Genomic DNA, 12,530 nt, shown 5'->3' on the forward strand with positions numbered 1-12,530 from the left:
CTGGATGCGGCTCGCGATGCGGGCGAGCGTGTCGCGAAAGCCACTTTCGGGACGTCTGATGTCTCGAAAGTGGCTTTCGCGACATGGCCCGGGCTCCTTGCCAGCCCCGCTCACCAGGAGAAAGATCCCTGACATGTCCGGAGGAGCCAGCGGTACCCGAAGCCTGCCCATCGGCTCGATCGTGCTGTGGGTCGTGCGCGTCGCGCTCGCCGCCGAGTTCCTCTACAGCGGCTACCTGCTGTTCTCGGGTGGCCACACCGAACAGGTCTTCGCCGAGATCGGGCTCGGACAATGGCTCCGGTACGTCACCGGCGTGCTCGAAGTCGCCGGCGCGATCGGGCTGCTCGTCCCCCGCTTCGGCGGGCCGTCGGCGCTGCTGCTGGCGGGGGTCATGGTGGGCGCGAGTGTCACGGAACTGTTCATCCTCACCAACGGCGGCCCGGTTCTCCCGCTGATCCTGCTGATCGTCTGCGCGACGCTGGCCTGGTTCCTCCAGGATCAGACGCGGGCGCTGCTCGGGATCAAGCCTCCCGAAGACGACGAGGATCAGCGCTAGGCGAACGCGCGTCACTCTTCCACCGAACGGCGCAAAGCCTCGCCCGCCGAATGCACCGATCATCGGAACAGGCAAAGAAAAACCGCATGTCAGCCTGCCTTGCGAGGCCCTGACGAGCGCGCCGAAATCCGATCATCAGCGTGATCATCCGCTCACTCAAGGTTAAAGATTGCGGCTCGTTTACAACGAACCGGCCACCTGCTTGACAGTCGGAGTGGTACGTACCACGCTGCCCGCATTGGTCTACACCATTCTGTGGGAGCCCGGCATGGTGGCCGGGCATCGAAAGGACGGCACGAGTGAAGCGCTGGCTCAAGATGGCTGCGGGCGCCGCCGCCATCACCCTCGCGACGGCGGGCTGCGCCGGTTCCGGCAGTGGCGACAGCACGAATTCGAGCGCTGCGGCCTCGAACGGCTCGCTCACGGTCTGGCTCATGACGGGGACCGCCCCGGAAGCACTGACGAACTCGCTCCACAAGGAATTCGAAGACGCGCACCCCGGCGTCAAGGTCAAGTACGAGATCCAGCAGTGGAACGGCATCCAGCAGAAGCTGACCACCGCGCTGGCCAGTGACAACCCGCCGGACGTGATCGAGCTGGGCAACACCCAGACCCCCGCGTTCGCGAACCAGGGCGTGCTCGCCGACCTCACGTCGAGCGTGAACGACTTCAACGGCGCACAGTGGCTGCAGGGCCTCAAGGCTTCGGGCGAGTTCGACGGCAAGACCTACGGCGTCCCGTTCTACGCGGCCAACCGCGAGGTCATCTACCGCAAGGACATGTTCGAGCAGGCCGGCATCACCGCGACGCCGAAGACGCGCGCGGAGTGGCTCGACGCGATCACCAAGCTCAAGGCCAAGTTCGGCAGCGACCCCGAGTTCCAGGCCCTCTACCACCCCGGCCAGAACTGGTACGAGCTCCTGTCCTACATCTGGGACGAGGGCGGCGACATCGCGCAGGCCAACGGGAAGTCCTTCAAGTCGACCCTGAACACCCCGCAGGCGAAGGCCGGGCTGGAGTTCTACAAGCAGCTCACCGACGCTTCGGGCACCAAGGCCCCGAAGGACGCCGACGAGGCCACCCCGCAGCAGGCGGGCATCTACGGTGCGGGCAAGGTCGCGATGATGATCGGTGTCCCGGGTGAGGCCGACACCGCGGCGAAGACCGACCCGAAGATCAAGGAGAAGTCGGGCGCCTTCCCGATCCCGGGCAAGGCCGCCGACAAGTCGGCCCCGGTCTTCCTCGGCGGCTCGAACCTGGTCATCCCGGCCAACAGCAAGAACGCGGCCGCGGCGAAGGACTACGTCAAGCTGTTCTCCACCCCGAAGTACCAGACCGAGCTGGCCAAGGCCGGTTACGTCCCCGGTACCTCGACCGACGTGTCCGCGCTCGACGCGAACCCGCTCACCAAGGTCATGGCCGAGGCTTCCAAGAACGGCCGCGCCGTGCCGACCAGCCCCAAGTGGGGTGACGTCGAGTCCGGTCAGAACCCGATCAAGGACATGCTGACCGCCTACCTGACCGGAACGAAGACGCTCGACCAGGCGACCGCCGACGCCAACGCAGCGCTCGACAAGCTCATCGGCGGATGACCACGACGAAAGATGTGACGATGCCGGCGGGGGCCACCCCGCCGGCATCGCCGCGCATCAAACGCCCGAAGTCCAACCGGCGCCTCCGCCTCGGCGAGCGGACGGCGCCGTACCTGCTGATCCTTCCCGCACTGGTCGCGATCCTGGTCCTGCTGGGCTGGCCGACGCTGCAGCTGATCGGGATCAGCCTCCGCAAGCTCGACCTCCGTGAGCTGGTCTCCGGGGAGATGGTCTGGGTCGGATTCGAGAACTTCTCCGAGATCCTGTCCGATTCGGAGTTCTGGGAGATCACCGTCCGGACGCTGGTGTTCACCGCGTCGGTCGTGATCCTCACTCTGCTGCTCGCGCTGCTCATGGCGGTGCTGATGCGGCATCTCAACCCGGTGGTCCGGGTGATCGTGCAGGTCGCGCTGATCCTCGCGTGGGCGACGCCGGTGGTCGCGACGACCACGGTGTTCCAGTGGATCTTCGACCAGCAGTACGGCATCTTGAACAAGACGCTCGCGAAACTCGGTTTCGAGAGCTTCATCGGGCATTCCTGGTTCTCCACCGGCCCGAGCACGCTCACCGTCATCGGGATCCTGGTCGTCTGGCAGGCGGTGCCGTTCGTGGCGTTCACGCTCTACGCCGGGCTGCTCGGTGTCCCGAAGGAGCAGTACGAGGCCGCGGGTATCGACGGCGCGAACGCCTGGCAGGCGTTCTGGGCGGTCAGCTGGCCGGCGATCCGGCCGATCCTGACCATGGTCACGTTCCTGTCGGTGCTGTGGGACTTCAAGTTGTTCGCCCAGGTGTGGGCGATCCGCCAAGGCGGGCCGGACGGCGCCAGCACGACGCTGCCGGTCTACATGTACCTCAAGGGCCTCGCGGGCAACCACTTCGGACTGGCGGCCACCGCCGCCCTGCTGATGATGCTCGTGCTGATCCTGCTCACCGCCCGGTACGTCCAGCTGCTGGTGCGCACGAAGGAGGCCGACCTGTCATGAGGAAGTCCCTGACCCAGCGGATCGGCCTCGGCACGCTCGGCGTGGTGGTGGCGCTCCTGTTCGTCTTCCCGACGTACTGGATGTTCACCTCCTCGCTGAAGACCCCGGGCCAGGTCCTGTCCCCGGACTACGACCTCGTCCCGCTCTCGGTGACGTTCGAAAACTTCGTCTCGGCGCTGACGAAGCCCGGGTTCACCACGTATCTCGCCAACAGCCTGATCGTCACGCTCGGCGCGGTCCTGTGCTCGCTCGTCGCGGGTGTGCTGGCCGCGGTCCCCTTGTCCCGGATGCGTTTCCGCGGGCGCAAGGGTTTCCTGCTGCTGGTGCTCGTCGCTCAGCTGGCGCCGTTCGAAGCGCTGCTGATCCCGATGTACCTGCTGATGCGTGACGCCGGGCTGCTGAACCAGCTGCCTTCGTTGCTGCTGGTGTACTTCGCGGCGACGCTGCCCTTCACGTGCTGGATGCTCTACGGCTTCGTCAACGGCATCCCGTACGACCTCGAAGAGGCCGCGATGATCGACGGGTGCAGCCGGGCGGGTGCCTTCCGCCGGGTGACGCTGCCGTTGCTCGCGCCGGGACTGGTGACCACCTCGGTGTTCAGCTTCATCACCGCGTGGAACGAGTTCCTGTTCGCGTTCGTGTTCATGCGCGACCAGAACAAGCAGACGCTGCCGGTGTGGCTCTCGTCGTTCCGGACGGCGTTCTCCGTGGACTGGGGCGGCATCATGGCGGCGTCGGTCATCTACGCCGTGCCCGCGCTGGTGTTCTTCATCATCGTCCAGCGCAAGCTCGTGTCCAACCTGACCGCAGGCGCAGTGAAGGGGTAATCCTTGTCTTCACCGGAAAAGCTCGCCGCATCCGTTCTCGTTTCGGGCTTCGACGGCACCACCGCCCCGGATTGGCTGCGCCGCAAGGTGGCGGACGGTCTCGGCGGCGCGATCCTGTTCGGCCGCAACGTGGTCGACGACGAGCAGGTGGCCGCGCTGAGCGCGCAGCTGCGGGCGGAACGGCCCGACGTGCTCGTCGGCATCGACGAGGAGGGCGGTGACGTCACGCGGCTCGACGTCGCCACCGGCTCGTTCGTGCCGGGGCCGCTCGCACTCGGCGCCGCGGACGACGTCGAGCTGACGACGTCGGTCGCGGCGGCGCTCGGCGAACGGCTCGCCGCGTGCGGGGTGACGATCAACTTCGCCCCGTGCGCGGATCTCACGCTGGCGGCGGAGGATCCTTCGATCGGCGTCCGGGCGTTCGGTTCGGATCCGGTGAAGGCGTCGCCGCATGTCGCGGCGTACATCACCGGCCTGCAGAAGTACGGCGTGGCCGCGTCGGCCAAGCATTTCCCCGGACACGGGGCGGCGACGGACGATTCGCACCACGCGCTGCCGGTGCTGCCCCGGACCGAGGCGGAACTGCACGAGATCGAACTCGTCCCGTTCAAGGCGGCGATCGCGGCGGGAGTGCGCGCCGTGATGACCGGGCACCTCGTCGTGCCCGCTTGGGGTGAGCTGCCCGCGACGCTCAACCCGAAGGCGCTCACCGACGTCCTGCGCGGCGAACTCGGCTTCACCGGCGCGGTCATCACCGACGCGCTGGACATGGGCGCCGTCGCGGGCGAACTCGGCAAGACCGAAGGCGTCGGACGGGCGTCGGTGCGGGCGCTGATCGCCGGTGCCGACGCGCTGTGCCTCGGCGGCGTGTCGTTCGAAGAGGACGAGCTGAACCGGATCGCGTCGGTCATCGCGGCCGCCGTCGAGTCCGGTGAGCTGCCGCTGGAGCGGCTGGCCGAGGCGTCGGAACGGGTCGCCGCGCTCGGCACCCCGCCGGTCTCGACGCCGATCTCGCCGGTCGACCACCACCTCGGCCTGGAAGCGGCGCGCAAGGCGCTGCGGATCCAGGGTTCGCCGAAGCTGGACGGCCCGCCGCTGGTGATCGACATCGAGACCGAGCCGATCATCGCGGCGGGCCCGATGCCGTGGGGGCTCGGCTCGCATCTGACCGGGCTCGTGCCCGGCACTCGTACGCTCAAGGTCGGTGCGGACGGGATCGCGACCGCGATCGAGGCCGTCCACGGCACCCGCGACCTCGTGGTGGTGACGCGCGAGGCACACCGGCACCCCGAGGTCCGGGAGTTCCTGAGCTGGCTGCGGGAGGCGGGCGTGGACTACATCCGCGTCGAGACCGGCGTGCCGGGACCGGAGACCGACGGGCCGCGGATCGACACGTTCAGCGGGTCCTACGTCAGCCTCCGCGCCGCTGCGGAGTACCTGGCCTGATTTGCGCGTGAAGGCCCCCTTCACTCGGCTCAGCCGAGTGAAGGGGGCCTTCACGCGCGTTATTCGGTTGCGGGGCCGGAGCGGGGGTGTTGTAGTCCTGGGGATCGGTTCCCGGCCTAGGAGATGATCGTCTTGCGAGTGTCCACGTCCTTCCATCAGGTAATTTCCGCCTACCTCAAGGACAAGACCACTCGTGAAAACCCTCAATCTGGGGATTCTGGCGCATGTTGACGCCGGGAAGACGAGCCTGACCGAACGGCTGTTGCACACCGCCGGGGTCATCGGCGAGCTGGGCAGCGTCGACGACGGCAGCACGCAGACCGACACACTGGCGCTCGAACGTGCCCGCGGCATCACCATCAAGGCGGCCGTGGTGTCGTTCGTCCTCGGCGACGTCACCGTCAACCTGATCGACACCCCGGGCCACCCCGATTTCATCGCCGAGGTCGAACGCGCGCTCGGCGTGCTCGACGGTGCCGTCCTGGTTCTGTCGGCGGTCGAAGGCGTCCAAGCCCAGACCCGTGTCCTGATGCGGACCTTGCGACGGCTGGGCATCCCGGTGTTGCTGTTCGTGAACAAACTGGATCGCCGCGGCGCCGACCCGGAGCGCGTGTTCCGGGAGGTCGCCGGGAAACTCACGCCGTCGGCGATCGCGATGGATCCCATGGAACCCGATCGGGTGGTCGATCTGCTGGCGACGCTCGACGAGGACTTCCTCACCGAGTACCTCACCGACCCGGACACGTTCACGCCGTCGCGGCTCCGCGCCGAGCTCACCGCGAAAGTCGCCGAGGGTCTCGCTCATCCGGTCTACTTCGGATCCGCGATCACCGGCGCCGGGATCGACGCGCTCCGCGATGGCATCGAGAACCTGTTGCCCGCCAAGGAAGCCGACGTCCACGCGCCGCTGTCCGGCACGGTGTTCAAGGTCGAGCGCGCGCCGGGTGGCGAGAAGATCGCCTACGTGCGGCTGTTCTCCGGCAGCGTCGCCGTGCGCGACAAGGTCCCGCTCGGTGACGGCGAAGGCAAGGTCACCGCGATCAGCGTTTTCGAGAACGGCTCGGCGGTACCGTCGGCATCGGCCGAAGCCGGGCGGATCGCGAAGCTTTCCGGGCTCGATGTCCGGATCGGAGACGTGCTCGGCGCTCGGGCACGGGTGCGGGAAGCGCTGTTCTCGCCGCCGACGCTGGAAACCGTCGTTTCGCCGGTGCGCCCGGCCGATCGCGGGCCGCTGCACCAGGCGCTCACCCGGCTGACCGAACAGGATCCGCTGATCGGCCTTCGGCACGACGAGGTCCGCCAGGAGACTTCCGTTTCGCTGTACGGAGAAGTGCAGAAGGAGGTCATACAGGCGACGCTCGCGGACGAGTACGGCATCGACGTCACGTTCAGCGAAACGACCACGATCTGCGTCGAACGCGTCTCCGGCACCGGATCGGCCGCCGAACTCATCGGCGCGGCGTCGAATCCCTTTCTGGCCACGGTCGGACTGCGCGTCGAACCTGGGAGCGGGATCTCGTTCCGTCTGGAGGTCGAACTCGGCTCGATGCCGTATTCCTTCGTCAAAGCCGTGGAGGACACGGTGAAGGAGACGCTGCGCGAAGGCATCCACGGCTGGGAGGTGCTCGACTGCGTGGTGACGATGACGCATTCCGGCTACTACGCCAGGCAAAGCCACGCCCACGGCACCTTCGACAAGAGCATGTCCAGCACCGCGGGCGACTTCCGCTGTCTGACGCCGTTGGTGCTGATGGCGGCGCTGCGCGAGGCCGGGACGACCGTGCACGAACCCCTGCACCGGTTCACCCTCCAAGCCCCGGCCGACACGCTCGGCCCGGTGACCGCGCTGCTGGCGCAGGCTCGCGCCGTCCCGCGGACGACGATCACGAAAGGCGGGACGGCCGAGCTCGAAGGCGAGATCCCGGCGGCGAAAACCCATGAGGTACACCAGCTCCTGCCCTCGGCGACCCGAGGGGAAGGCACGCTGGAGACGGCCTTCCACGGCTACCGGCCCGTCCGGGGAGCGGCCCCGTCGCGATCGAGGACCGATCACAATCCGTTGGAACGCAAGGAATATCTGCTACGCGTGCTGCGGCGCGTCTGAAGGAACGGAGAACGTCATGGTTTCACGGCTCGGGGTCAGGATCCCGCGCGAGCTGCCCGCCGCCCGGCTGAAGAGTCTGGCCCAGCGCGCGGAGCGGGAGGGCTTGGACGAGGTCTGGATCGTCGAGGACTGCTTCTACGCGGGCGGGATCGCGACGGCGTCGGCGGTGCTGGCGGCGACCGAGAAGATCACGCTCGGCATCGGCATCATGCCGGCCGTGGCGAGGAACCCGGCTATCGCGGCGATGGAGATCGCGGCGCTGGCGGAGCTGTACCCGGGACGGCTGATCGCCGGGTTCGGGCACGGGGTGCCGAGCTGGATGCGGCAGATCGACGCGTGGCCGAAGTCTGCGCTCGCCGCGTTCGAAGAGACGCTGACGGTCATCCGGCGGCTGCTGGCGGGTGAGCGGGTTTCCTTCGAGGGCAAGCACGTCCGGCTCGACGAGGTCGAACTGGAGTTCCCGCCCGCGCTGCCGCCGAAGCTCGTCGCCGGCGTCCGCGGCCCGAAGTCGCTCGCTGCGGCGGGCCGGGTCGCCGACGGGACGCTCCTGGCCGAACCGGCGACCCCGGAGTACGTCCGCGCGACGCGGGACCTCATCGGCGTGGAAGGCCATTCGATCGCCACCTACAACTGGCTGGCCCTCGACGCCGATCCCGAGCGGGCCCGTGAGCGCGCCCGGTCCGACGTCGCGTCCGCGATCGGGCCGAACTCCGGTCCGGCGCTGGAGCCGCTGGATTTCGGCGCGGAACTGCTGGCCGAGGTCAAGGCCGCTACCGACCGCGAGGACCTGGCCCGGCGGTTGCGGCCCGAGTGGATCGACAGGCTGAGCATCAGCGGTCCGCTCGACCGGTGCGTCGAGCAGATCCGCGCGCTGTACGCGGCCGGGACCGAGTCCGTCATCCTGCTCCCCCTGCTCGGCGAGCCGGAGGAGGAGTCCTTCGCCGCCGCGGGCCGGATCGCCTCGGCCCTGCGCGGCTGACCTCCCGCATTTCGTCCTCTGAATGCGGGCGGGTGTCGAGCGCCTTGACGACGGCGACCATGTCCTCCTCGCCGAGACCGAGCCGCGCGGTCTCGGCGTAGAGGGCACGGGACGCCTCGATCAGCGGTAACTCCAGGCCCGCTTCCCCGGCCGCCGCCGCGATCAGCTCGACATTGGCCAGCACGTTCGCGATCGAGGCCTGCGGCGCGAAGTCCTCTTCGACCAGCTTGGGCGCCTTGACCCGCAGGATCGGACTGGCGAGCTGGCCCGCGCCGAGCACGTCGGCGAGCAGACCGAGATCCAGCCCGTGCGCCCGGGCGAAATGCACCGTCTCGGCCAGCGAAGTCACGACCGCGGTCAAGTGCACGTTGACCGCCAGCTTCATCAGGAGCCCGTTGGGAACCGGCCCGCAGTACACGGTTTCCCGGCACATCGGCCCGAACAGCTCCCGGACCTCCTCGACCGCGCCGGGGTCACCCGCGAGCATCGCGACCAGTTCCCCCGCCTCCGCCGGGACACGCGAACCCGAAACCGGCGCCTCCACGTACTTCGCCCCCGCCGCGACGAGGTCCGACTCCAGCGCGCGGGAATGACCCGGTGCCGTCGTTCCCATGTGGACGATCGTGCGGCCCGCCACCCGGTCGGCGAACCCGGGCCCGCCGCGGCCGAGCACGGCGTCGACGGCGGCCTCGTCCTTGAGCATCAAGATCACGACGTCGCACCGCGCGAAGAGTTCGGCGACGTCGGCCACCTGGTCGGCCTTGCCCGGCGTGCGGTTCCACCGGAGCACCGGGATCCCCGCCCGCTCCAGGTTCCGTGCCATCGGCAGGCCCATACTGCCCAGTCCGGCGAAACCGACTCGTTCGAGGTCCATGGGCTCCACTCTGCGGCACCGGCGGGCGACGCCGTACCCGGTGCGACGATTGCGGCGGAAATCGCGAGGAATGCCCCGCGATGCGAGCTGAGGAGCGAGCACGATGGCCTGGCCGGAGAAGGACACCCGTCGAGTCTCGCTGCGCAACGGCCAGTCGTTCCTCTGGCACCTCGACGCCGACTGGGAAAGAACAACGCGCGTGATCCGCGTCAAGGAAGACGGCACCGACGGGCAGATTCTCGTCCTCGACCCGTACCACCACGCCTTCCTGCCGACGCAGACGCAGGTCCGCCGCGCCATTCGTGACGCCTTCCGCGCCGGCTGGCGTCCCGGCACCCGGCTCCCGCCACTCGAAATGGTCTTCGACGGCGAGCACTTCCGCCGCCGCGAGGACTGAGCCGATCAGAACGGGTGCTCCATCCAAACGTTCGCCTCCACGTAAACCCCGCAGTCCCGCTCGACGTTCGCATGCACCGGCGCGATCCCGCCGGGGATCACGTTGTCGCCGTCGACGAGGTCGACGCCGCTCCACTCCTTCCAGTCCGCGATCGAGCCCGAAACGGTCACCGCGAACGGGCACACCTTGATCATCCGCGCGCCGAGCCGTTCGTGGGTGCGCAGCCAGCGGTCGGCGAGCAGCCCGTCCTCACGCCGCCGGACGGCGTAGTCCGCCATGAGGACGTCGGGTTCGTCCTCCTTGCCGATCGGGCGCACGGAGACGATCAGCCGCTTCAGCCCCGTCTCGGCCGCGCGCGCCTTCAGTGCCTTGAGCATCGGCGTGGACAGACCGGTCCCGCGCATTCGTGGCGCCACAACGACTTCGAGGGCGCAGAGGGTGTCCGGCGCGCGACCGTCCATGAGGTCTTGCGCGGCCCACTGGATCGCCTCGTCCCAGCCGTGCGACGGCAGCTCGTGGCGGTCTTCGGCCGGATAGGTCAGCGGGACCGACAAGGCGCGCGCGATCGGCTCGCCGTCGTCGTCCAGCGCGATCAGGAAGTACCGGGACCAGTGGCGCAGGAAGCGCTCCGGAGTGATCATCTTGCCGCTGAACCCGGCGTAGATGAACTCACCGCCGACATCGCCGAGATTCAGCGCGGCATCGAGGAGATCGGGACGGGACGCAAGATCGACGATTCGCATGCCGCCCAGTCAACCGAGCCGGTGATCTTTCCCGATAGCTGCTTCCGGGCGATGCTCAAACAGGCTGACGCGGCGCCGCTTGCAACCGGGAGAGGACGTCGGTGAGCCTGCCCGCGGCGACGTCCCATTCTTCGAGGACGCTGCTGCGCGCGAGCGCCGACGTCCGCAGGGAATGACGGAGTTCCGCGTCGAGCGACCAGCGCAGCAACGCCGCCGCGAGCGCCGAAGGGTTGTTCGGCGGCACCAGCATCCCGGGGACGCCGCCACCGGGCGCGGTGCCGAGCGCGTCGTGTGCGCCCGCGGTTTCCGTTGTCACCACGGGGATCCCGCGAGCCAGCGCCTCGGCGACGACCAGTCCGGACGTGCCGCCTCGGGCGGGCAGGACGAGCAGGTCCGCGCCGTCGTAGACCAGGTCGAGGTCGTCCGGCGGCTGGATGAGGCTGATCCGCGAACCGAGCCCGAGCCGCTCGACCGTCCAGCGCAGTTCGTCGACGTACGCGGGATCGTGGTGCGTCGCGCCGGCGAACACGCATTTGAACGCCAGTTCGTCGACCAGAGAGAGCGCCCGGATGAGCACGTCCTGGCCGTGGCGCGCGGTCATGGGCGCGAGACACAGCAGCCGCGAGACGCCGTCGGCCCCGGCGGCGAGCGGCGCCGCGTCCGTACCGGGTGTCGCGACGTAGACGCGGGCCGGGTCGAGGTCGTGCCGGTCGATCAGCTGCCGCGCGAGCCACGGCCCGGTCGCGACGATCATCCCCGTCAGCCGCAGGGTCTCCCGTTCGCAGGCGTCGAGTTCGGCGGCCTGCGCCGGGTCGAGCGCGGGATCGTCGGCGAGCGGCCGGTGGACCAGTACCGCCAGCCGGAGCCGCCGCGCGTGCGGGACGACGATCTCCGGGACCCCGCAGGCGACCGTGCCGTCGATCAGGACGACGGTGTCGTCGGGCAGCGCGGCGAGCGAACGGGCCAGTCTCGACCGCGACAGCGGCCCCGGCATCGGCCATTCCCCGGCGATCGGCAGTTCCAGCAGCGGGAGGCCGGTGGCCGGGAGGTTCTGGCACATCCGGCGGTCGTATTCACCGCTGATGTCCTCGGTTTCGCCCGGCAGGACGAAGACGACCGGTTCGGTCACGCGGACATTCGAGGTGAACACGGTTACCTCCAGATGCGGGCGCCTTATCAGGAGACACGGATACGAGGCCCGTCCGGTTCATTTCCGGGGCGACAAACTTCAGCGGTGCACGCGCGCGATCGCGGCGACGAGCTCGTCACGCAGCCCGGCCCCGACCGCGATGGTGGCCTCCGAACGCACCGTGTGATCGCCGCCGTCGGTGTCGACGACCACTCCCCCGGCCTCGCGCACCAGCAGGACACCCGCCATCGTGTCCCACGGTTTGTTGGAAAGGATGACGCTCGCGTCGAGTTTGCCGTCCGCGACCCAGGCCAGGTCGATCGCCGCGGAACCGAGGAAGCGGACCCGCTGCACACGTCCGCCGAGCTCCGCCAGCAACGCCATCCGAACTTGGTTCTTGACCTCGGCGCCCTCCCCGACCGCGAAGTCGCCGATACTCACGATCGCGTCGGACAGTTCTGTCGCTTTCGATGCCGCAAGACGCTCTTCGCCCGCGTACGCGCCCTGCCCCTCCACAGCGGTGTAGGTGACGTCGAGGAACGGCAGGGAGATCGCCGCGACCGTGCTCTTCAGACCGTCGACGAGCCCGAGCGAAACACCGCACAGCGGGATTCCGCGCGCGAAGTTCGCCGTGCCGTCGACGGGGTCGAGCGCCCACCACAGGTCTTCGTTCCCCTCATGCCCGCGCTCCTCGCCGAGGATGCCGATCTCCGGCGTCTCGCGCGCCAGGAACTCGCGGACGGCGTCCTCGACGGCGAGGTCGACGTCCGTCACCATGTCGCGATCGCCTTTGGCGGCAACGGAAAACGACGTCATCGAGCGGATGATCCCGGTGGCCTTGGCGACGGCCTCGCGGGCCACGGACAGCAATGCGGCGTGGTCGGTCATATGGGTACCGTA

Annotated in this window: 12 protein-coding genes; 8 read left to right on the top strand and 4 right to left on the bottom strand. The window is 68.8% G+C overall.

Annotated elements, in window-relative coordinates:
* Positions 1-133: 133 nt before the first annotated feature.
* The 7 genes from ACIBTM_RS43785 to ACIBTM_RS43815 all read left to right on the top strand — a co-directional run bounded on the left by ACIBTM_RS43785 (position 134) and on the right by ACIBTM_RS43815 (position 8,487).
* The gene (locus tag ACIBTM_RS43785; protein WP_395883033.1) at positions 134-556 is read left to right on the top strand and encodes a DoxX family protein; all 423 of its coding nucleotides are present in this window, start codon (positions 134-136) and stop codon (positions 554-556) included.
* Between the two features lie 299 nt (positions 557-855).
* Positions 856-2,148: an extracellular solute-binding protein gene (locus ACIBTM_RS43790; protein WP_395883034.1), complete on the top strand. Its 1,293-nt coding sequence runs from the start codon at positions 856-858 to the stop codon at positions 2,146-2,148.
* On the top strand, positions 2,145-3,131 hold the full coding sequence (locus ACIBTM_RS43795) for a carbohydrate ABC transporter permease (RefSeq protein WP_395883035.1): 987 nt from the start codon (positions 2,145-2,147) through the stop codon (positions 3,129-3,131). The genes ACIBTM_RS43790 and ACIBTM_RS43795 overlap by 4 nt, the downstream gene beginning before the upstream one ends.
* Positions 3,128-3,958: a carbohydrate ABC transporter permease gene (locus tag ACIBTM_RS43800; protein WP_016331724.1), complete on the top strand. Its 831-nt coding sequence runs from the start codon at positions 3,128-3,130 to the stop codon at positions 3,956-3,958. Before ACIBTM_RS43795 ends, ACIBTM_RS43800 begins: the two co-directional genes overlap by 4 nt.
* A gap of 3 nt (positions 3,959-3,961) precedes the next feature.
* Complete coding sequence (locus tag ACIBTM_RS43805; protein ID WP_395883036.1) at positions 3,962-5,404, top strand: glycoside hydrolase family 3 protein; 1,443 nt, start codon at positions 3,962-3,964, stop codon at positions 5,402-5,404.
* A gap of 193 nt (positions 5,405-5,597) precedes the next feature.
* Positions 5,598-7,508, top strand: coding sequence for a GTP-binding protein (locus ACIBTM_RS43810; RefSeq protein WP_395883037.1), 1,911 nt, complete (start codon positions 5,598-5,600; stop codon positions 7,506-7,508).
* A gap of 16 nt (positions 7,509-7,524) precedes the next feature.
* Entirely contained in the window at positions 7,525-8,487 is a 963-nt protein-coding gene (locus ACIBTM_RS43815; RefSeq protein WP_395883038.1) for an LLM class flavin-dependent oxidoreductase, read from the top strand.
* Here ACIBTM_RS43815 and ACIBTM_RS43820 read toward each other — a convergent pair.
* Complete coding sequence (locus tag ACIBTM_RS43820; protein ID WP_395883039.1) at positions 8,405-9,487, bottom strand: NAD(P)-dependent oxidoreductase; 1,083 nt, start codon at positions 9,485-9,487, stop codon at positions 8,405-8,407. The two genes, ACIBTM_RS43815 and ACIBTM_RS43820, sit on opposite strands and share 83 nt — an antisense overlap.
* Here ACIBTM_RS43820 and ACIBTM_RS43825 point away from each other — a divergent pair.
* Complete coding sequence (locus ACIBTM_RS43825) at positions 9,465-9,758, top strand: hypothetical protein (protein ID WP_395883040.1); 294 nt, start codon at positions 9,465-9,467, stop codon at positions 9,756-9,758. The two genes, ACIBTM_RS43820 and ACIBTM_RS43825, sit on opposite strands and share 23 nt — an antisense overlap.
* A gap of 5 nt (positions 9,759-9,763) precedes the next feature.
* Here ACIBTM_RS43825 and ACIBTM_RS43830 read toward each other — a convergent pair whose 3' ends face one another.
* The 3 genes from ACIBTM_RS43830 to ACIBTM_RS43840 form a co-directional block, all read right to left on the bottom strand.
* On the bottom strand, positions 9,764-10,501 hold the full coding sequence (locus tag ACIBTM_RS43830) for a GNAT family N-acetyltransferase (protein WP_395883041.1): 738 nt from the start codon (positions 10,499-10,501) through the stop codon (positions 9,764-9,766).
* Positions 10,502-10,556: 55 nt separating this feature from the next.
* On the bottom strand, positions 10,557-11,651 hold the full coding sequence (locus ACIBTM_RS43835; protein ID WP_395883042.1) for a glycosyltransferase family 4 protein: 1,095 nt from the start codon (positions 11,649-11,651) through the stop codon (positions 10,557-10,559).
* A 78-nt stretch (positions 11,652-11,729) separates the two neighbouring features.
* Positions 11,730-12,518 carry an inositol monophosphatase family protein gene (locus ACIBTM_RS43840; protein ID WP_395883043.1) on the bottom strand — a complete coding sequence of 263 codons (789 nt, stop codon included), beginning with the start codon at positions 12,516-12,518 and terminating at the stop codon, positions 11,730-11,732.
* Positions 12,519-12,530: the final 12 nt, after the last annotated feature.

It is taken from the genome of Amycolatopsis sp. NPDC049868 (assembly GCF_044461365.1).
GTDB lineage: Bacteria > Actinomycetota > Actinomycetes > Mycobacteriales > Pseudonocardiaceae > Amycolatopsis.

What these genes read in the sequence shown, in the direction of transcription:
- ACIBTM_RS43785 (WP_395883033.1), top strand. Translation starts at nt 134, where the DNA reads ATGTCCGGAGGAGCCAGCGGTACCCGAAGCCTGCCCATCGGCTCGATC.
- ACIBTM_RS43795 (WP_395883035.1), top strand. Translation starts at nt 2,145, where the DNA reads ATGACCACGACGAAAGATGTGACGATGCCGGCGGGGGCCACCCCGCCG.
- ACIBTM_RS43800 (WP_016331724.1), top strand. Translation starts at nt 3,128, where the DNA reads ATGAGGAAGTCCCTGACCCAGCGGATCGGCCTCGGCACGCTCGGCGTG.
- ACIBTM_RS43815 (WP_395883038.1), top strand. Translation starts at nt 7,525, where the DNA reads ATGGTTTCACGGCTCGGGGTCAGGATCCCGCGCGAGCTGCCCGCCGCC.
- ACIBTM_RS43825 (WP_395883040.1), top strand. Translation starts at nt 9,465, where the DNA reads ATGGCCTGGCCGGAGAAGGACACCCGTCGAGTCTCGCTGCGCAACGGC.
- ACIBTM_RS43830 (WP_395883041.1), bottom strand. Translation starts at nt 10,501, where the DNA reads ATGCGAATCGTCGATCTTGCGTCCCGTCCCGATCTCCTCGATGCCGCG.
- ACIBTM_RS43840 (WP_395883043.1), bottom strand. Translation starts at nt 12,518, where the DNA reads ATGACCGACCACGCCGCATTGCTGTCCGTGGCCCGCGAGGCCGTCGCC.